The organism is Acinetobacter piscicola, from assembly GCF_015218165.1.
Classification (GTDB): Bacteria; Pseudomonadota; Gammaproteobacteria; order Pseudomonadales; family Moraxellaceae; genus Acinetobacter; species Acinetobacter piscicola_A.
The window spans coordinates 1275796-1294996 of the sequence record NZ_CP048659.1 but is presented as its reverse complement, the minus strand read 5'-3'; the positions used below and the strand labels follow the sequence as shown (position 1 = coordinate 1294996).

At 39.5% G+C, this 19201-nt stretch carries 29 protein-coding genes; 3 read left to right on the top strand and 26 right to left on the bottom strand.

Translation table 11 applies throughout. From position 1 onward, the window contains the following. Positions 1 to 2 precede the first annotated feature (2 nt). The 8 genes from G0028_RS06300 to G0028_RS06265 form a co-directional block, all read right to left on the bottom strand. The gene (locus G0028_RS06300; RefSeq protein ID WP_180044795.1) at positions 3 to 326 is read right to left on the bottom strand and encodes a hypothetical protein; all 324 of its coding nucleotides are present in this window, start codon (positions 324 to 326) and stop codon (positions 3 to 5) included. 68 nt (positions 327 to 394) lie between these two features. Next, positions 395 to 802 (bottom strand): hypothetical protein, encoded by a 408-nt coding sequence (locus G0028_RS06295; protein WP_180044796.1) that lies wholly within the window; start codon positions 800 to 802, stop codon positions 395 to 397. Beyond that, positions 783 to 980, bottom strand: a complete 198-nt coding sequence (locus G0028_RS06290; RefSeq protein WP_130073532.1) for a hypothetical protein — start codon at positions 978 to 980, stop codon at positions 783 to 785. Before G0028_RS06290 ends, G0028_RS06295 begins: the two co-directional genes overlap by 20 nt. A gap of 93 nt (positions 981 to 1073) precedes the next feature. Beyond that, positions 1074 to 1748 carry a hypothetical protein gene (locus G0028_RS06285; RefSeq protein WP_180044797.1) on the bottom strand — a complete coding sequence of 225 codons (675 nt, stop codon included), beginning with the start codon at positions 1746 to 1748 and terminating at the stop codon, positions 1074 to 1076. Then, entirely contained in the window at positions 1748 to 2599 is an 852-nt protein-coding gene (locus G0028_RS06280) for a RyR domain-containing protein (protein WP_180044798.1), read from the bottom strand. Before G0028_RS06280 ends, G0028_RS06285 begins: the two co-directional genes overlap by 1 nt. 76 nt (positions 2600 to 2675) lie before the next feature. Further along, positions 2676 to 3149 (bottom strand): hypothetical protein, encoded by a 474-nt coding sequence (locus G0028_RS06275; protein WP_130073529.1) that lies wholly within the window; start codon positions 3147 to 3149, stop codon positions 2676 to 2678. Positions 3150 to 3214: 65 nt separating this feature from the next. After that, on the bottom strand, positions 3215 to 4507 hold the full coding sequence (locus G0028_RS06270; RefSeq protein WP_130073528.1) for a DUF4043 family protein: 1293 nt from the start codon (positions 4505 to 4507) through the stop codon (positions 3215 to 3217). Between the two features lie 22 nt (positions 4508 to 4529). Further along, positions 4530 to 5576 (bottom strand): hypothetical protein, encoded by a 1047-nt coding sequence (locus G0028_RS06265; RefSeq protein ID WP_180044799.1) that lies wholly within the window; start codon positions 5574 to 5576, stop codon positions 4530 to 4532. A 107-nt stretch (positions 5577 to 5683) separates the two neighbouring features. Between G0028_RS06265 and G0028_RS06260 the strand changes: the two genes are divergently transcribed. Further along, positions 5684 to 5911 carry a hypothetical protein gene (locus G0028_RS06260; RefSeq protein WP_227554779.1) on the top strand — a complete coding sequence of 76 codons (228 nt, stop codon included), beginning with the start codon at positions 5684 to 5686 and terminating at the stop codon, positions 5909 to 5911. A 43-nt stretch (positions 5912 to 5954) separates the two neighbouring features. On the opposite strand, the gene G0028_RS06255 is transcribed toward G0028_RS06260, so the two are convergent. The 3 genes from G0028_RS06255 to G0028_RS06245 all read right to left on the bottom strand — a co-directional run bounded on the left by G0028_RS06255 (position 5955) and on the right by G0028_RS06245 (position 6897). Next, positions 5955 to 6095 (bottom strand): hypothetical protein, encoded by a 141-nt coding sequence (locus G0028_RS06255; protein ID WP_180044729.1) that lies wholly within the window; start codon positions 6093 to 6095, stop codon positions 5955 to 5957. 107 nt (positions 6096 to 6202) lie between these two features. Next, the gene (locus tag G0028_RS06250; RefSeq protein WP_180044800.1) at positions 6203 to 6535 is read right to left on the bottom strand and encodes a hypothetical protein; all 333 of its coding nucleotides are present in this window, start codon (positions 6533 to 6535) and stop codon (positions 6203 to 6205) included. A gap of 53 nt (positions 6536 to 6588) precedes the next feature. Then, positions 6589 to 6897 (bottom strand): hypothetical protein, encoded by a 309-nt coding sequence (locus tag G0028_RS06245; RefSeq protein WP_180044801.1) that lies wholly within the window; start codon positions 6895 to 6897, stop codon positions 6589 to 6591. A 129-nt stretch (positions 6898 to 7026) separates the two neighbouring features. Between G0028_RS06245 and G0028_RS06240 the strand changes: the two genes are divergently transcribed. After that, positions 7027 to 7455, top strand: a complete 429-nt coding sequence (locus tag G0028_RS06240) for a hypothetical protein (RefSeq protein ID WP_180044802.1) — start codon at positions 7027 to 7029, stop codon at positions 7453 to 7455. A gap of 457 nt (positions 7456 to 7912) precedes the next feature. Then, complete coding sequence (locus G0028_RS06235) at positions 7913 to 8851, top strand: FRG domain-containing protein (RefSeq protein WP_180044803.1); 939 nt, start codon at positions 7913 to 7915, stop codon at positions 8849 to 8851. Here the strand turns inward: G0028_RS06235 and G0028_RS06230 are convergent. The 15 genes from G0028_RS06230 to G0028_RS06160 all read right to left on the bottom strand — a co-directional run bounded on the left by G0028_RS06230 (position 8848) and on the right by G0028_RS06160 (position 19143). Beyond that, on the bottom strand, positions 8848 to 11178 hold the full coding sequence (locus tag G0028_RS06230; protein ID WP_180044804.1) for a hypothetical protein: 2331 nt from the start codon (positions 11176 to 11178) through the stop codon (positions 8848 to 8850). The two genes, G0028_RS06235 and G0028_RS06230, sit on opposite strands and share 4 nt — an antisense overlap. 18 nt (positions 11179 to 11196) lie before the next feature. Continuing rightward, positions 11197 to 12873 carry a terminase gene (locus G0028_RS06225; protein ID WP_218946231.1) on the bottom strand — a complete coding sequence of 559 codons (1677 nt, stop codon included), beginning with the start codon at positions 12871 to 12873 and terminating at the stop codon, positions 11197 to 11199. Between the two features lie 101 nt (positions 12874 to 12974). Beyond that, on the bottom strand, positions 12975 to 13628 hold the full coding sequence (locus tag G0028_RS06220; RefSeq protein ID WP_010112824.1) for a hypothetical protein: 654 nt from the start codon (positions 13626 to 13628) through the stop codon (positions 12975 to 12977). A gap of 87 nt (positions 13629 to 13715) precedes the next feature. Beyond that, positions 13716 to 14174: a hypothetical protein gene (locus G0028_RS06215; RefSeq protein ID WP_180044805.1), complete on the bottom strand. Its 459-nt coding sequence runs from the start codon at positions 14172 to 14174 to the stop codon at positions 13716 to 13718. 23 nt (positions 14175 to 14197) lie between these two features. After that, a complete protein-coding gene (locus tag G0028_RS06210; protein ID WP_180044806.1) occupies positions 14198 to 14587 on the bottom strand; it encodes a DUF1064 domain-containing protein in 390 nt (129 codons plus the stop codon). Positions 14588 to 14697: 110 nt separating this feature from the next. Further along, a complete protein-coding gene (locus tag G0028_RS06205; RefSeq protein WP_180044807.1) occupies positions 14698 to 15192 on the bottom strand; it encodes a hypothetical protein in 495 nt (164 codons plus the stop codon). After that, positions 15185 to 15637, bottom strand: a complete 453-nt coding sequence (locus G0028_RS21030) for a hypothetical protein (RefSeq protein ID WP_218946230.1) — start codon at positions 15635 to 15637, stop codon at positions 15185 to 15187. The genes G0028_RS06205 and G0028_RS21030 overlap by 8 nt, the downstream gene beginning before the upstream one ends. Continuing rightward, entirely contained in the window at positions 15634 to 16173 is a 540-nt protein-coding gene (locus G0028_RS06195; RefSeq protein WP_180044808.1) for a hypothetical protein, read from the bottom strand. Before G0028_RS06195 ends, G0028_RS21030 begins: the two co-directional genes overlap by 4 nt. Then, the gene (locus G0028_RS06190) at positions 16170 to 16409 is read right to left on the bottom strand and encodes a winged helix-turn-helix domain-containing protein (protein ID WP_180044809.1); all 240 of its coding nucleotides are present in this window, start codon (positions 16407 to 16409) and stop codon (positions 16170 to 16172) included. The genes G0028_RS06195 and G0028_RS06190 overlap by 4 nt, the downstream gene beginning before the upstream one ends. Continuing rightward, complete coding sequence (locus tag G0028_RS06185) at positions 16406 to 16669, bottom strand: hypothetical protein (RefSeq protein WP_180044810.1); 264 nt, start codon at positions 16667 to 16669, stop codon at positions 16406 to 16408. The genes G0028_RS06190 and G0028_RS06185 overlap by 4 nt, the downstream gene beginning before the upstream one ends. Next, the gene (locus tag G0028_RS06180) at positions 16666 to 16857 is read right to left on the bottom strand and encodes a hypothetical protein (RefSeq protein WP_180044811.1); all 192 of its coding nucleotides are present in this window, start codon (positions 16855 to 16857) and stop codon (positions 16666 to 16668) included. Before G0028_RS06180 ends, G0028_RS06185 begins: the two co-directional genes overlap by 4 nt. Further along, positions 16850 to 17659 (bottom strand): hypothetical protein, encoded by an 810-nt coding sequence (locus G0028_RS06175; protein ID WP_130075336.1) that lies wholly within the window; start codon positions 17657 to 17659, stop codon positions 16850 to 16852. Before G0028_RS06175 ends, G0028_RS06180 begins: the two co-directional genes overlap by 8 nt. After that, positions 17652 to 18608, bottom strand: coding sequence for a YdaU family protein (locus tag G0028_RS06170; RefSeq protein WP_180044812.1), 957 nt, complete (start codon positions 18606 to 18608; stop codon positions 17652 to 17654). Before G0028_RS06170 ends, G0028_RS06175 begins: the two co-directional genes overlap by 8 nt. Further along, positions 18605 to 18877: a hypothetical protein gene (locus G0028_RS06165; protein ID WP_180044813.1), complete on the bottom strand. Its 273-nt coding sequence runs from the start codon at positions 18875 to 18877 to the stop codon at positions 18605 to 18607. Before G0028_RS06165 ends, G0028_RS06170 begins: the two co-directional genes overlap by 4 nt. Then, entirely contained in the window at positions 18874 to 19143 is a 270-nt protein-coding gene (locus tag G0028_RS06160; RefSeq protein WP_227554778.1) for a hypothetical protein, read from the bottom strand. The genes G0028_RS06165 and G0028_RS06160 overlap by 4 nt, the downstream gene beginning before the upstream one ends. Positions 19144 to 19201 lie beyond the last annotated feature (58 nt).

Here is a 19201-nt window from a genome sequence, read left to right as displayed (position 1 = left end):
AATCAATCCTTTAACCGACCTTCATAAGTTTCGTGCTTCCAATAGCCTTTCTGATCATGCCAGATGCAATACTGATCAAAGAAAACGCGCTCACCTTCCATCAGCTTGTCTTTCACAAAGCCACCGATCCATAGCTCAACTTCGCCATGGTGTCGGCGGCTGAGTTCGACGCAGTACATTTGAAATTTAGGCAACGTCATCAGCAACGACCAATCAATCTTTTCATCATCTACTGCGTAAATGTCAGCCTTGAACCCTTGCACACCAACGCCTTGAGTTGGTGGTTTTTCCGCAGTCGGTTGTTTTAATTCTTCACTTGTTGCCATGAGCATCACCTTATGTGGTTCAGCCCCATAAAAATATGAGGCTATCAACGGATAAGAAATTTAGGTAATTACACCTTAAATATTTTATTTGTTCCGTTATCCCAGGTCACAATGATGTCACCTCCGTTCGGTGTGATTGGTAGACCTGTTGCTGTATCGATAAAGGCAATCAACGGACTTGTCGCTTCTACACCTGTATCGGCATAGATAATGATGGCTTCAATGGATGCACCGGTTACTGATGGAAAGGTACAGTCTGCCGCATCGGCAGCACCGCCTGTCGTGGCTTTGGATGTGAGGGTGACTGGACCTGCAATACGCGCCGATGTTGGAATGTCTGATAAATATTGGTGAACAGATGTTTGTGGTGTGTATGCACCTGTATCCACTAGAACAACCTTGATTGTGTCGGTCATCCAGTTGATTTGTGCTTCTAAAAAACGCTGACGTGCGAAATCATAGAGTGTGTTTGCCATGTGCTTGAGTCTCCGTAACTGAATCGGAAGCACTCATGCGCTCATGTTTAATTTCAATGTGATTATCTGCTTCAACACAAATTCGAGCCAATTGTCCTGATTTTTTGATCAATTGAACTTTGGCACCGCCAATGTAAAGCGTATCTTCGGTCTTTAAATCAATTGTACGTTTGCCCATCTTTGTGCATGATTAAATAAAATAAGTGAGATCATTATGTAAAAAACCCCTGAAAAGCTTTAGCCTTACAGGGGTGCTTATGTCACAAGCAAGTTATGGCATGAATGGTTGCACCAAATGTGGAACATCTTCACGTGTCATACGTCGTAAATCACTATCAGGACGATCACCAAAATAATCAGTAAAAGCCTGTTCTGCTATTGCTGCTCGGTTTGGATCAAAAAATTCTGTATCTGGTACACTATATGCTTTGTGCAATGCCCATTGCACTAGATGCACATGATGAGCCTTGTTAATCTCAGGTGAATCTAATTCGACATCAGCCAATGGAAGTAAAGGCAGACGATACCCTTCTAATTGCAATACACCATCTTCATCAGGCATAGGTACTAAACGTAATCCAATATCGGATTGAATTGCATAGCATGGTGTTCCCTTTCGAGTACGCCAATCCTCATAATAAGCTTTACTTAACATTTCTTCAGAGGTCAGTTCAAGCCCTCGAGTACTACGACCACTTTTTGCATCAAATCGTAATGAAGTCAACTCATATAAGCTATCATGCAAAGTGTATTGTGAGTTCCCAGCAATAATTGCTATAGAGCAAATATCAGGATTAGCATATTCGTGCAGCAGACGTCCACGTATACAGGCTTCATGAACAGCATCATTGAGCCATGCAATAACATCAACATCATCATTAAAATAAGGCTCTACCTTATCATTAGCATCTACACGAAAACGACGTAGCAATTCACTCAATACCATTAGATCACTCCAAAGCTATGTACTTTCTCAATTGCAAGGGCTTGAAGATCAGCTAATTTAAGGTTTTCCTTAATTTCATCGCCATAACGTGATTTGATGTACTCTTTAACAGCATCCTTTGTACGCATTCCTTTGATGGCTTCAATTTCATCAAAGATAATATCTTCTTGTTCACGTTCTTCTTTTTGTTTTTGATGCAAATTTTTAGTCATAGAATCTTGAACCAAAGATACATCGATATTTTCTAAAGCATCAACACGTTCAAATTCGGTATGGCTTAAGAATTTCAATGCTGTAGTTTCAGGAAGAATAACTGTTACATCACGCTCAAAAGTCAAACCTGTGCCATATAAATGATCTGTAAAACGTTCACGGTTTTTGTGAATGAAACGAACTCCAATCCCAATCACCTGCTTTTGTGTCAGCACTGTTGTAGATTTTTGGTTATCCATTACTAATTTCTGAGACTTCACCAATTGGTTGCTTAACTCTAAATAATCCTCAGGATCAGGAAGGTCTTTAAGCAAATTGACTGTAGCTTTAAACAGATGGTCTTTTGCACGTTGTTCTGGTGGTAATTCACTATAAGGTACAATATTTGGATGGGTTTTATTATTAATATCCTTAACCTCATCATACACCCAACCATTGGCTTCTTTATCACGTAACCATTCTTCGTGAGATTGTTCTGGTGTGATATTTGGATTATTTAGGTGAAACTCCACTCCCGACTCAATGCCTTTTTTAACACTTTCTGGTGCATCATTCCAAGCTAGCTGTTCATCACCCATAGATGCACAATAAGCCACATTAATACTGTATGCAATTGCTGCAATTGAACTAATTTTCATTATAACTCTCCAAATAAAACAAAGGGATAGATAATCTAAAAGTCACCTACCCCTATAATTTATCCAATAGAACCGATTAACGCGGACCAGTTAATTCACCAGATACAACAACCTTAATATCTGATGCTTTTGCGTTGGCAGCACCACCAACGGTTAAAGTTAAAATGGCATCCTTAGGTAAGGTAATCAGTTTTGTTCCATTTGCTCGCAAACGCGCAGCACTAGATAATGCGCCTGCATTAATAAAATATGCTGCATCCTGCGGTGCTTCGGCAGAATCAACACCATCTGCATATTTGAAGCCTAATGACCCTGTGACTGTTGCAGACATTGCGGTTGTGATAATCACCTGAGCATCATCTAAACGCATACCACCTGGTAATAAACCAAGTTCGATTACATCTCCTAATGCCACAGCAGTTGTAGAATTTGAATCGATGACTGCACCTGCTGCAGTTGTCGCTAAAGTAAAAGCCAAAGCAGTTAAATTACCAAAAGGCACTGCTCCACCAAACATCAACGGATTACGCTTGCGTGTAATTGTTGCCATGATCGAAATACTCCAAAAAATTAAATAAAAGGCTGTACAGTTCTTGTGACCATACAGCCTGTAAATTAAGAACCTTGCAGTTTCACCACGGTATCAACCGTAACAATGCCATGGTCAGTGTATTGGAACTCGCTACCATCACCATTCACGTCAACATTAAAGCGAATTTTCTTAACACCACGAATCGCCCCGACAAGCAACTCCGCCTTATCGTCATGATCTAGCTCTTTTTCAGACCAGAAATATGAAACGCCTGTGCCTTTATGAGCAGCAAATGCTTCCGCCAATGCCTGTCCACCCAAGATGATTGAACGATCAACTGCATATCCAGCACCCAAAGTAGCAGGGACGATTGCATCTGCCTCAGCTTCACTGGTATAGCTCGTTGCATAGCGAATTGGATCACCAGGATTAAAACGAATCGCATGTGACATTTTGCGAATTAAGAAGTTATTCCATAAGCCCACTTCACCACGGAACAATGGATGATTCTTCGCATTAGAAGAACGCGCTACAGCGTTACTAATAAGCGTTCGGAAACCTTGTTGTTTAGCAAACCAACGATACTGTGCTGGTGAAACAATCCATAAGCGTAATGGCTCGTCAGTCGCTGCTTCATCACCTTCAACTTGGATACATGGTGGTGGTAAAACCATGTCGTCCATAACAGAACGCATGCTGTCTACAGTATCCATGGTAAAAAGATCGGTTGTTGCAAGATCAACTTCTCCACCATTCACTTTAAAGGGCTGCACAGCATCACCAGCGACAATAAAATGACGGTTTTTTGTTGGTGCTTTGACATCATTGACCATGATTTTTTTAAATTTTTCATGTGATGCTAAAGGTACAGCCCATTCAGCACTATTCTGAAAACCACGTGCACCACACAAATGAACTAGGGTCGAACCGTCAGAATAACGATCCATCAGATCTTGTGCGATTGGTCGGCCAATACGTCGAAAATCAACAGGAGAACGGATTGAAGTCATCACGTTACCAAGGTCAATTGGAAAACGTGCTTGGTCTACGCGTAACCGGTCTTCTACAATAGACATACCGGTACCGCGACCTTCTGCATATTCACTTCCCATAATTGGGTAAGCATTTACTGGTTGAATCAAGTTATAAGTTACTTCATCACCCTTCTGTTTACCCAAATCCATAACGCGAAGGATTGGCATATGAGTCGATGATTCATTTTTAATTTGGCTTGCCGCACTAGACTCGCCATTTTGCATTTTGCCTACCATGTTATTGATTAGGCTTTTACGACGTAAACTTTTTGCAAAAAGTCCTACCGACTGTTGTACTGCATTTGTTTTATCGCCATAAGTGGCATTGGTTTTACCTGGCATGATTTATTTCTCCACAATGTAATTAAGCATTGCGTGCGTAATAAGCGTCGATCTGTTCTGGTGTCCAATTACTCATCTCAGCAAGTAATTCTGGGCCAGATAAGTTTCCAAGACGCTCATCATTTGATTGCCCAGTTGGATTACCACTAGGGAAATCAGTCACGCTATGCGGTACTTTTGTTGGAGCTTTATTCACAGCTTGCATCGCTGCTGCACGCACAGCATCACTTTGCTGTTGTACAGACGTTTGAGTTGGTTGTGTTCCAGACTTATACAGTCCTAGTAGTTCCACGACATCAGATGCAGAACCTTTATCTAAAACTGTGTTATACGCATTTCGAGTGATGCTTGGTTGATGACTCAACCAGTCATTAAACTCTTTTGATTCAATGATGGAGTCAGCATCAGGATGTGCAGTGAAGATGGCATTAAAGTGTGCTTGTTCAGCACTCTGTTGTCTTGCGGAACGATGTTCCTCATGCATTGGTGCTAAAGCAGTATCTAACTTCTGTTGCACCATTGCTGATACACGCATATCGACAAGTTTTTGAATACCTTCGGTTAAACCTTTCTCGTCAAAGTCCCCAAAAATTGCAGGGTCTATCCCCTGATCAATCGCCTGTTGAGCGATATCAGCTTGGTTATCTTGTACGGTTGGGGCTACACCATGATCCTTACGTTCCTGTGCATTGGCTTGAAGTTCTGCAAGCTGTTGCTGCGCAGCATCAAACTTTTGCTTCCATTCCTTCTCACCGTTACGTGCTTCCACTAACTTTTCATAAGGAATGGTATGCTTACCATCTTTTGCAACGATTACAGCATTTTCAGCATTCATCTGGCTTTCATCTACCTGTGTTTGCTGCTGTTGTTGCTCTTGAGTCTGTTGCGTATTTTCTGTTAATTCAGGTTCGTTTTTACCATCTTGGGTAGTGTCTGGCTCACTACCAGTTTCCACAGCATTTGAAGCTATGGTATCGCCATTCATCTCCTGACTTAACAGTTGAGATGCAAGTTCTTGTGTTATTTCACCTAATTCAATCAACTCTTGTTGTTGCTCTGTAATATCCATGTCTTTCCTACTACTTATCGCTGTAGCCGCTAAGGTCTGAATGGCTAGAGTTATCTAGCGTTTAGCTGCTGATTGCTCAACATGAGACAAGTGTCTAGGATTTGGATATGATGGCGTTAGCCTTACAGGGGGTAGGATTAATGGCAGAATATTGTGCTCAATGCGCCAAGCAATATGGAATGAGTAATGGGTTTATCAATGAATGTAAATCTAACTATCTAACAACTGTTATTTGCGAAGGTTGTGGTGTGATTCAAGTTAATCACAAAGGTGAATGTGTGAGCCATGATTGTGGCAATGGAAATCATGCTGTGGATTGGCAAATCAAGAAATAAAAACCAGCATATTGATGCTGGTTTAAAAGCCTATTCGATAAATTTAAATCAACTTATCTAATAATGCAGTCATTTTGGTTTCAGCTTTTTCACGAAGATCATTACTGATATTTGTCGTGGTTAGTAATTGAGTAAGCAAATATGCATTTTCACGGTTATTTAATAATTTAGAACGGTGGATCAATAGTGCCCAAATGATGGCAATGGCACTGAGTAGATATAATGCATTTAAATAAACACTAAAATAAGAAAAAGCCTCATCACATGATGGGGCTAAATGGCACGAAAGATTTAATATCCACGTTTTTCTAACTTTTCATGATAAAGATCATTCACATCAAGAAAACCGAGGATCAAAATAACTGCTGGAATAAGTAGAACACCCCATCTCAAAACTGTAAAATTTTCTGCAATCAAATGATAAAATGGTTGGATGTTTTGCATGATTTCAAAATTTGCTATCCCTTTCAAAAAAGGAAGATAAAATCCCATGACTAACATTGCAATTATAAAATAAAATATTGCTAACCATTTTAGTTTTGGAAACATCCCAAAAGCGATTGTAATATCATCAATTTTATTTCCAATCCATCCCATATCCATCAACTCCAAAATATTATTCATTTTAATAATCTATAAGGGTATTGTTGTTTTTTTCAACTATTTCTTGAATTAATTTAGTCAAAATCATAACCTAGCATGTCGGAATTATCCCAATATGTATCTATCCGACTTTTAATTTCATCTTTATTCATTCCTTCTAAAACATAAAAAAATTTTAATTCACCTGATTTTTTTAAAATCATAAGGTTATATATATCCATCTCTCTTTCTGTAGTTATTGTAATAGTTCTTTGAAATCCACTTTGTTTCTGCCTTGGTTTTTCTACTCTTACTTGCCAATCCAACTCTTTTGAGTAATAATCCTCCGCCACATTATGTCTATTTTGCCTATCTCTAAACCCACCAATAAAACCAATTTTCATACCTTACTTCCCTTATTAATCAATATATTTCACATAGGTTATAACATAAAAACTATGAGACCATAACCTACAAAAATATTTAAAATGCATTTATAATTCAACCACTTTATTAAAACATGTCGGGGAAATATGAAGAATACATCGCTTATTGCCATGCTTATAACAACAATAGCTAGTACTGCAAGTTTTGCAGGGCTACCTGAAATGATGAAAATCTATAACAATCCTAAATTAGCGCCTAAGATCGCAGCATGTAAGGGAGATGTTTATTGTAATGGTTTTATCGCACTCTCAAAACAATGGAAAGATATTCCGAACGCTTATCGTTATCAAGGTAAATATGATATTAAGTCATACGCTCGTAAGGGTGTAACCTATGACAATCAAGGTCGAAATATTGGCTTGCATATGGGTTTTTATTTCCGAACCGACCGAACGAATAATTTTATCGAAGGCTTTGATAGCATGCATTACAAAGATCAAGATCTTGTGAATAATCAAGGCGGTTTGGCTGTATTGCTTTATATTGAAGATAAAAATGGTTGGGCAAAAGACTAACTAAGTCGAAGGGAGTTAAAACTCCCTTTTTAGGTTTAGATTAAATTTCTTGCTTAACTTGGCGTTCTTAATTGCCCTTTAATTCATCTTGAACCAAAACAACAACTGCTCTATTCCCAATACGATCCATTATTTTAGAGTTATACGTGCATTATTTATCACTCGATAATCAAGTAATGAATTTTCGACGACCCAATAATCACCTGAAATATGCTGAGAGCTACCAAAAATCATTCGTGCAACTCATTCAACATTACTACCAGTAGTATTGTATTGGTAGTTCAGTCAAGTTGTAAAATAAATTCCTAAAATAGAATAAAAGCTGATTTGACTGCCTAAATTGATCCTATACAAATTACTTTTACCGCATTACAGAAGCGATAGATATTTCATATAATTAATTGATAGTTTAGATTTAAGTATTTAAGATACTATTTTTTATAAAGATATATTTTAGATGATGAATTATAAACAACAGCACTTTAAAACAGCTCAAGAACTTTGGAATGCAATTAGACCTGAAGAAATTAATAATCAAATTGGAGAGAATCTAAACCTATTATTTCGAGGTCAGGGAAATTCTGACTGGAAACTCTCACCTAACGCTTCTAGAACCGCAGTGGATATAACTATTGAAAATCAAGTAAAATTTGAAGTTCAACTACTTATACATTTTTTGGATTACTGTGATAAAACTGGAATCCAAGTTCCAGGTCATATTGCCAGTACCAAAAAATCATTAGATGGAATCTTATCAGGGGAAAATGGTAAAGATTTATTTAGATGGCCAACTGAAAATTACTATGAAATTTTAGCATTTGCTCAACACTATGGAGTTTCGACAAGACTACTTGATTGGAGTAAAAGATCATTTGTTGCAGCTTACTTCAGTTCAAGCGAAGCTGTCAAAAACATTGCCAATGATATTAATAATAATAAAAAACCAAACTTCACTCAAAACTTGGCAATTTGGATTTTAGACTCTCAAAAAGTGAACAAATACAATAAATCATTCGATTATGATTCAGACAGAAGTCGCATCCCCTTTGATATCATAAATATCCCTAGCAATGTAAATTTTCATATAGCTGCACAACAGGGATGTTTTTCTATTTTCCGTCATGTTGAAGAGGATACTGATTCGGATACCCCCTTTACGATGGATCCTCCAAAATTTTCAAAAGATAAAACCCTTGATACAACAGATATGGAATATTCCAAATACTTATATAAGTGGACTTTACCCTATGCAGAAGCTCATAAACTACTAAATTTATGTGAAATGTATAATGTAAATGCCGCATCTGTCTATCCGAGTGCAACAGGTGTTGGATTTGCAGTTAAAGACTTAATGAATGTACAAATCATAGAAAAATACTTAAGTACAAAACCTTAATTTCCGAGATTATCACTGCTTCGAGGAGTCTCAATCCCCTGCATCCCTGTACCACCATGTCGAGCATAACTCTCATCTTGCGGTAGGGAAATGCGTTGCATATCTTGCTTCACCTCATGTGGTACTGGCGGACTCATCGGACTTGTATTCTGCTCAACCACGGGTAATTGCTCACTACCCATTTGAGCACCCTCGCCTTGAATATACGGACTGCGAATATTACTCGCAGCAGTCTGATCAGCAACAGGGAAATTCGGATCATCACCCATCGGATTAGGACGCTGATAACCTGCACCTTGCATAACAACATCAGCAATCGGTGCAATTTGTGGCATCTGTGCAACCTGTGCCCCTGCCTGCATAGCAGAATAAGCAGCTTGAACACCAATTTGTACAGAACGTGCATCAATTTCTTTGATTTCACTGCCAGCCTTACGTTCTTTCAACTCAAGCTCACGCAATTTAATTTCATTACCTGCATCAGCCAAGGCTTGTTTAACAGCATCCTGAATTTGCTGTTGAATCTGCTCAGGTGTAGGTGCTTGTGATGCATCTTTGATTGCCTGAATAACATCTTTCTTAAATGGCGTATCAGTAAGAGCAATGATGTATGGCAATACAGCAACCTGAATATTCGCCGGTAAAGACTTAGTAATTTCTGACAGTGCATTCATTTGCTGCTCCATAAAGCTCTTAGAACTTGGAACATCTGATAACGCAACCATAAGTCTAGTACGTTGAACATCATTTGAAAGATAGCTATAGCCTAGTTCATCAACTTCTGGCTTATTGATATGTACTCGACGCTCTTCAGTGACTGCATCACCCTCAATAATAACCACTTCCTCTTTTTGTCCAAGGTCTTCAATGATCAAAGCTATTAGCTGTTCACCAACCAAAGTTCGCGCTGCCCTAAAATTATCCATGACTTTCTGCATTGAACGATCTGATTGTTCAACCTGAATAGCTTCTTGTTTACCTGAGGTCGCTGTACCTTGCTTACCTTGAAATCCAGAAGTAATGCTACTAGTACGCTCAATTGCCAATCGACCATCATTCAACATTTGGAATTGATGTTGATTCAATTCAAAATCTCGATCCACCTCAAAGCGTGAACCTGGTTTCGCCATATGTTGTTGGTTGAGTTCAATATAACTATCTGGTCGCGCGATCTGTTGACGTACTTGCATTGGTGTTAATGGTGTAGCGCCTTTGGTTGCTGTTACTCGAACACTACTCATGCCCCAACGCAACTTGGCTTGTGTGCTATTCACTAGATCCTGTGGATACTTCATGTCACGGATAAAACCAAAAGGTACGCCAGTATTGTCCTCACGAAATGCAAAGAATGGTACGTATGGAAAATGTTTATGAGGATATGGAGAAGGTGAATCATACAATTGATGTGGGCCAATCCAATATGCTCGTCTTACTCGTGCAATTGTGGCACGCTCTGGTTGAGCATGACCATTTGCAGCAGCATACAAGTGTGATGGATTGTTTTCATCAAATTCAACGATGCGTCCATCATTGAAACGCAACATAATCACTTCAACCCAACGTCTGTACCAATACTCACATACTAATATTTCTTTAGATGAAGGGTTATACCAATATTGTTCTTCTAATGACCATGCACGTTGATTCGCCCACGCATTGCTTAAATTGGTCCCATGCCCACCATCGAGTACATCGTCATGCTCCCACCAAGAAGAACCATGCTGCGCAATACGTTCTATTAATTCCTTATGTTGAGAAAATGCCACTTTTAATCGTTGAGGGTGTACCCATCGATTGCGTCTAAGCCAACGAGCATCAGACAAATCATCTTCTTGGGCTTTCATATCCCAATGAATTTCATTACGACGAACTGATAAACAACGATAAGGATAATCTAGTGGGTTTGATTCACGCTTTACTTCAACCCAACCTAAACCACAGCAAATTTGGGGACGAAAAGCGTCACTACATGCTTTATCTGCTTTTGATTGACGTTCAGCTTGATTTAATTTGTAGTTGAGCGCATCAGCAACATCCTGTCCACCCGGTTCGCCATTTGCAGTTACACGCCAATCTGTACGTGTACTTGTTTCAAATCCTTCAATTGCCCGTATAGCTGGTCCGATCAAGTTCTCTACCGCAGGCGGTATACCAATCTCTTGCATACGTTTAAGCAAATCACTATCCAATTGATTACCGTCGGCATAGTCCATTTCCTTATCTGCAGTGCTACGCCACAAGGGTTGATGCTCAATTTCGTAATGAATTTCTTGGATTTCATGCAAAGTCAGCTCAAGCTCGTCATTTGCTGGCGTATTGTCTATCATGTTCATCGCTCCGTATTTTTACACTAACCGCCAGTCTGTCGGCTCATCTTGATATGTCTCTCTGTACATATCATCATGTGGATTGTCTGAATCACCAAAACCTACAGCTTTACTTTGGGTATAGACGTAATCACCAAGCAACCCAGCATCTTTAGCCTGTGCCCATTGTCTAAGTGCATCTGCACCTTCTGAGCAACCATTGGATTTATCAGGCTGATCAATATAACGGTTATCAGTCTGGTTAAATTTCTTCTTATAGCCTTCAATGCGTTCTATACCTAATTTGCAACGTGTTTCATCAAACCATGCGTTCTTTAGATGTTTCCGTGTCTGTTGGATCCCTGTTGTGAGCAAGGTAATGCGTGGAATAACCACAAAATTATGACCAGGTAATAATTCTTCTAGCATCTCAAGTACGGATTGATTGTAGTCACCCAATCTTTGGTGTGCTGCATCGTGTGGAAGAAAGTGTGTTTGATAGATATAAGGTTTGTCCTTAATTAATTTTGCGTAATACCTTAGGTCTTGACCATGTGCTTCATCATAATCAATAAAGCGATCCTGTTGGTTCATCATTTGATGATGCCAAATAGCACAACCATCATGATTCCCAATATCCCAAAAAGTATTTGTTGGAATATCCAATACTTCTACATCTGTAATACCATCACGTTTACGTAAATCAAGCATATCGTTCGCATAGTAATTTCCTTCTGTGCTGACTTGAAATGCTTCATCAGGGAATGATGGGTACTCTTGCCACATTCTCGCCTGATTATTTGATAAATCATTTGCTCTCGTTGCGACATACCAAGCGCGTTGATCTGGATCAATACGCATCTTGATATTCATTTTATCTTTTACAAGGGTTTCTACTCGATCAAAATACTTATGATCTTTTTCAGTTATAACAACTTCACTTGCATCTACACGGTACTTTGGCTCTTGCCACCACGCATAGAAATGAAAGCGATAATCTTTGGACGAAAGTTTTTTACGTGAAGCGTAGTTCTTTTGTGCAATCTGAACTTTATCAAAAAAGTCACCGCCACGACCTTCGGCTGTAGACTCGATTACAATAATACCGTTGGTCGGCACAGAAGGAATTGACCCTGTAATAGTTTCAGTAGCTTTTTTCTTAAATTGTGCACATATTTTACCATATTCAGAAATATGCAATCTGTGTGTTACTGAACCACGGTATGAGTAAGCAACAGAGATCTTAGAATTATTATGCGCAAATACCATCTCAGTCGCGGTACATGTCGATGTTGGGAAACGCTCACGAATCTCTTGTGGTAAATTATCATAAGTAAACTTGATCTTATCTCGGAAAATTTCTTCAGCAATAGGATCAGTCTGTGCAATGATTCCAGTATTCTGATTAGCATTAAAAAGTGCATGGTCAAGCCAAAGCACACAAATCAATGTGGTAAGACCTAGCTGACGTGCTTTTAAAATGATGTTACGTGACCATATACGTTTCATAAAACGTACTTGTGCATCATTAGGCTGGAACGGTAATTCAAATGTTGGAGCTTCTTCTACTTGCCCTAACTCATTTACAAAGTCATCACCTTTAATTTTGATCTTATATAAACAGCCACTAAAAATACGCCAAACAGGGTCTGCCAAGCAGCGTTCAAGCTCCTCAGCATTTGTCGGTAGTGGCTGTAAGTTAGTGTTATAAATCAATTTTTACTCCATTTTGCACAACATTGGTGCATTTTTGAAGCGTGTACGTGAATGAAATTGTTTTGGTGTGGGTGATTAGTCGTTCCATTCACGTACATGCACTAATATTCAGGATCATCGGCAATTGGTTTAAATGCAGAACTATTTCCAGTGCTTACTCGTTCAAGTAATGCAGTCAGTGCATCGACAGGTTTATTGTTCTCATCATCAAGTCCAAACGCTTGACGTTCTAAAGCAATCAATGTTTTGAGTGTGTCGCTTAAATCTTTCATAGACTTCACACGACCAGGCATTGAGATAATCTTCATGTAAAGGTCATTCACCTTGTCGTTGCCTTTATCATCAGGCGACCACATAAGCTCACCCAGCATTTCCAGCAATTTGACATTCTCTTGACCGACCATCATTTCAAGCTCATCAAAAAGACTCATAGCAATCTTGCGTGAACGTTGAATATCCTTACGATGTGCTAATCGAACTGACGCTACTTCATTGGCACTTGCATCAATTTTGTCTTTTTCTGAAATGGTCGTTTTCGTGCGCACACTGTTGCGCACACTCTCCTTGCGCACAATGTCATCTGCTTTAGCTTTAATTTTTTCAGATAGATCACGAACCCATTCGTATTGCTTTGCTCTACGTCTAATGCCTGATTCTGCAATATCATGCTCACCTGCAATTTGACGTAGAGACTTAATACCTGCTCGATAATCGAGTTCGATCTTTTCCCAATCAATTACTTTTTTTTCAGCCATGATCACCAAACCTCATATTGGTTTAATGATCATGTATATATGTGGGGGAGGTCTAACCTTAGAGGGGGGTGAAGCAGTTTTGATAAATTACAACAGCTCTCCTTGCTTGCCTATATCCAATAAATCCCCTACTTGCTTCGATAATTTACGTACTTGACCTGAAACTTCACTCTGAAGTATTGCCATATGATGACCCATTTCAATATTTGCATATTGCATCGCTTCAGCAACCATGAGATTGCCAAGGTTACGTGCTTCACGTGGCGTTAATGTCAAAATCTGATCATCACCAATTTCAATTTTAACGGTACCATCCGGTAAAACCATCTTGGACATAATACGAGATGGACGATGTTTAGGGGCTGGAATGAATACACCACGCTGTACACGGATAATCTGGCCACTATCGACAAGATAGCTTAAACGATCATCAACGATAGATAATTTGAAGCCTGTCAATTGTGACAAAGTTTCTCTAGTAACGATCTGCTCTTGATTATGTAAATCCTCAACGGCTTCAAGGATTGTTTCAGCGTTAGACTTCATTGTCATACTCCCCTAAATCGTTCTTAAACTTCAACTACGTCAATATTGTGAATTAATTTCATCAATTTACGTTTGATGATGTAATCCGCAGTTTTATGACCTTTGGCATCTTCACAAACAAACTGCCCTTCACTGGTCCAATAAACAAAGTCTGCTATGTAATCTGTGCCACGTACTTTCTCACCACAAATTTTCTGTGCCGGTATCAGGTTGTATCGAACCTGGGTCTGTAAATCCTTGATCTCACCTGCACGCTGTAAGACCTTTAAATCATTTAAACGACGATATTCATGCTGTGAATCAGCAACTTTTTCACCATCAACAACAACTTTATGATTCCCATACTTTTGCTGTTTAGGCTTGTTGTCACGTTGGTGAACAAGTCTTTTGATTTGAGATTGAGATAAATTCATTCATGACTACCTAAATATAAAAACGCATGTTATCCAATCGAAGTGAGCCGTCTTTTAAGACAGCCACTCCTGATTTCTCCAAGTCTGGATCTATGCCGATGATGAGAGGTTTAAGCATTATCACCTCGCCAAAACTCAGCAATCTCTTTCCTCATATCATCAATGCTGATCAAGTGATTTATATATTCAATCCACGCACTCGTAAGCTCCCATGATCCGTTTAGAAAAACATCGTGATTAACAAGATGAAGGTTTTTTGGCTCATCTCTAGCTATCTGCAAATGCTCTTGATTAATAGCTTTAATGAATTCACCATTTTCAAAATGATAAAACTCAGCGCCATCTGGAGCGGTGTTGATCGCTATCACTAATTGCTTAAATCTCAATAGTTGATCCACTGCCTCAACCACCTGTTCACACGTCCAACCACTACGGGCAGACAATCCATTAACACCATGCAACATACCTGAGATTTTCCGCATTGATGTTTCAAAACGATCTTTACGAACAACCTCACCCGAACCATCAAACTCTAGATCCTCAAGCTTTGCATTGCGGAATTGTGGCAAGCGAATATCTTGTTCTGTAACTGGATTTTTATTCATGCTCACCCCGCAGGGCATGACGTTCCACCTCCATTTCAGGGCGTTTTCTTAACGAGTTGCGCCAATCGCCTGTGTAGCCGAAAGATGGAGCATCTTCAAAATCAAGCCCTCCATCCACATTGCAGAACCATTTAAAACAACCACTTTCCCTCATTTCCCAAGCAACAGCATTTTCAGGTGCTAAATCCCAATCCACCTCAAACTCAACATCATCAAAATGCATCCCTTCCTTTTCGATAAAAGTGTTTGGGTGATTGAGCAATTCACGTAACTCAGCTCGTTTTTGTAATGCTCGCTTGTCTGCTTCAGCTTGCATTGCGTCTGCAATTGCCCAAGCTGTTTCTGTTAAATTTCCAATCTCATCACTATTCAAGAAACCGTGATTTGCATGTGTGTTTTTAAGCATTTCAAGCATATATTCATGCGCTATTTGATCTTTGTTCATGCTTCCACCACCTTCGTATTTGGGTTAATGTGATTAGTAATGTCGGTGACGTGGTCTGATTCGATTTTCTTGTCTATGCGGTGACCTGCATCAAACTCATCACCTGTTATATGTCTCAAGTAATATGGCGAAGCACAAAATTGCAAAATAACCAAATCATTACCATTAACTTGATTAATTGGGCATACAACGATTGTTGTTGGATGTCTTACTTCTAAAACCCTGTGTAAAGAATTTGAAGATCCAGGTTTGTTAATCAAAACCACTTGATCATTCACCTTGAACTCAGAAGAATTGCTTCCCTGTTCATATTTAGCAATGGCGGTGCGAAGGTCGTCCAGATCGATCAACTTACCTTCTGGTTTCTTACAGTCATGCCACTGACCGTTTATGCTTGTCACCCATCCATTGTATGACCATTCTTCAAAATAACGTCCCTCAAAATAATGAGTTGATGTTTCAGGCGCACCCCCCACAATCGCCTTCGCCTTTTCAATACCACCAACCCGATCAATAAGGTTGTTTGTAGTTGTCATAGTGCCACCTTGAATAATTCTTTTGTTTTAACTGAAGCCGAGTAGAGTTTTTCGCGACCTACTTTCCTGTACTCCAACCACCCTGACTCATTAAGCTCCTTGCAAATGCGTTGAGCAGTCCTTTGACTCACATCAAGCAAGTTTTGAATCTCTTTTGTATTGAGCGCTTTTCCACTTTGAGCAAATTGACTCAAAGTAAAAATCATCATGTCGAAAATTTCGGTGTAAGTACTCACCCCTTAATTCTCCCTTTGCTTTTCGCCCAATTCACACAAGATTCACAGCGACAATCACGCTTGTTGTACTGGTCTGCAGTACCGTGACTAATTTGAAATTGAGTATTTACCGCTTGCTTGATCTGACCACCACGGGCCAAATATTTTTCCATCTCGGTCTCAAGCTCTTCACGCAATTGACGCTTAGCAATGATTTGAGCATGTGTTGCGTTCTTGCCGACTTGTACCGACCAAATACGTTGATTGAATGCTTCGTTCATGCTGCACCTCCAAACACCTTAGGGCCATCCCAAGCCTTACAATCCTCAGCTTTAACCCAATCAATTGTGTTTGAGCCAAATCCTAACCATCTCACACCCTTGCTAATACGGATTTGCTTGATCTTATTAGGGCGACCTGTACTCGGGTGTGTGACGTAATTGCCTATTTGAAAATTCATCTTAGACATGACGACCTCCCAACTGCTTGCGAATCGTTGCAGGTACCACACAACCATCCAACTCACATTGTTTTAAATATGCATCAGGTTGATCAAATGGATCTGGCCACTCATTCGTGATTAGCGTGCTCAATGGTTTAGGTGTTGGTTTTAATTCTTGTGGTTTACGAATATGACGATTTCGCACATTCATTTTTTGCTTAAGCGCTTCAAGATGTTTTTGAGCTTCAGCATTTGGAAGCGGATTGTGCTCTACTTGCTTCTCTTGATCGTTACTCCAAGCTAATTGTTTTGGCTCCTGGTACCACTCTTGGACACGCCCTTTCAATTGAGCCTCAGCCAAATATTCGCTATACAGTTTTACAAACTCATCTTTAGCTCGATACATTTCACCATCGTTAATCAATAAACTTACTTGATCCAAAGCAAATTTAGCGATCGTCGTGATTTCTTGAAACTGAAAAATATCTTTCTCAATCTCAATAGCTTTGTGCTCAATGATCTTGGTGTACTCACACGCTTTCACCCATGCTTTTTCAGCATTCCACCAATCTTGACCAATACACAAAGTACGGAACTCAGCAAAGCTTGGCATGAAGGTTTTACCTGATGTATTCACCAATGCTAAACCTCGGTTGAATTGATTCTTGTTCACACCAGTTAATGAGTTCAAAGCAACCGATTCGATCATTTCCATGGGAATTGCTGCAGGTCCTGTCAGTGGGTATTGCTTATTAAACTGAGATGCATAAATCACTCGCAACGTACCAATCAATACCTGAACATCTTGTAAACAAACAAAGTTATGCATTACCCGATACTCCCAGTACTGGAATCTCAACCGAATTTACTTTGATTTCAGAAGTTGCTCGCTGTTCAGCAAAGATTCTTTCGAAATAACTTGGTTCTTGTTGGGAAGATTGCTGTTGTTTCACAGCCTGATTTTGTTTTTCACGATTGCGTTTAACTTGATCCTTGTTGTTTTCAATCCATGTAAACCATTTGACCAACCATAGGCTTGCTGTGTTTTCAGATTGATTGCCTCGTGCTGAAAAGAAATCGCAGAACATGCCTCCACCTGAAAACATGGTATTCAAGTCTTGTGTTGGTATATTTTCAAAACGGTTTTGTGCTAACTCAATAAAATCATTTTGAATTGGATATTGGTTTGCACATGCAAGTAGCGTGTAACGTTTGTGATCTTCACTTTGGTATTGTGAAAATTGAATTGGAGCATGTGGTTTTTTTTGCTCGTGCGCATTACTACTACCACTATTAAATGGTTCTTGGTTTATGGTTAATGGTTTATGGTTATTGGTTGGTTGAACGTCCGTTAAATTTTCGTTGGACGCTTGCTCAACGTCCGTTGAATTATCGTCATTCGAGTGTTCGCTATCAGATGAACCGTTACTTGAGGATTGTTGCTTTTTAGCTGCACGCTTTTTAGCAGATGCTTTGCCAGCTTCACTCGCTTGTTTGCGCTTTCCGTGAAATTCAGCAATCTCACGTTCACATCGATTATTAACATAAGCATCATCATGCAGAGTAAAAAACTCTTCAAGAACGTAATTTAATGCCGCAACCTGTTCAGGGGTGATACATTGTAGACGGCGTGCTAAACGATCAATGTTGGTTGCATCGATCGCCTTTTCAGTGTCGTAATACATATCAAGCAAATCACGATAAATTGCGCGTTCAAGCAAACTTAAATGACGAGTAGCATTATTGAAGTCACCAATATGGTGTTGATAGTAATTCATTGTTTACCACCCTCATTTTTAATTTGTAGAAAACGACCGTACTTAGCAACACGCTGAGCACGGATTAAGCTTGCAGCGATTTCACTCGCTTGCCATAAAGAGATCCTGTGGTAGTTCATCAATGATTCAATGAATTCTTGCTGTAACACCATCGCATTGCTTTCAGGGCGATTAATTTTGCGTAAATTAGCTTTACGCACTGAGAGCAATGAACCAAGCGTGTGTAACGCAGGTTTATGCCAAGATTGGATGATTTGTTCAGCGTTCATGACACCTCCGCTAAAGCATGTTCAGCTTCGGTTAAACGGCGGTTGGCGTGGAGTTCGGCGACGGTGGCTTGGCGGACAAACTTTTTATTTAAAGTTAATGTCCCTAATTCAATGAGCACACAAACTGTATTTTCGTAAACCTCGAGGACGTTATAAATTCCCTCAAAAGGTTTTAGTGTTGCACTTAATACTGTTATGTCTAAAACCACAGCATCACCAACCAAGAAATCACTTTCGGTTGATTCTAATTCCGGCGGATTCGCCATAATTAAACAGTGTCTGCACTGTTCCCCTTTAAATTCTGGACATTTGCCAGCGCACTTA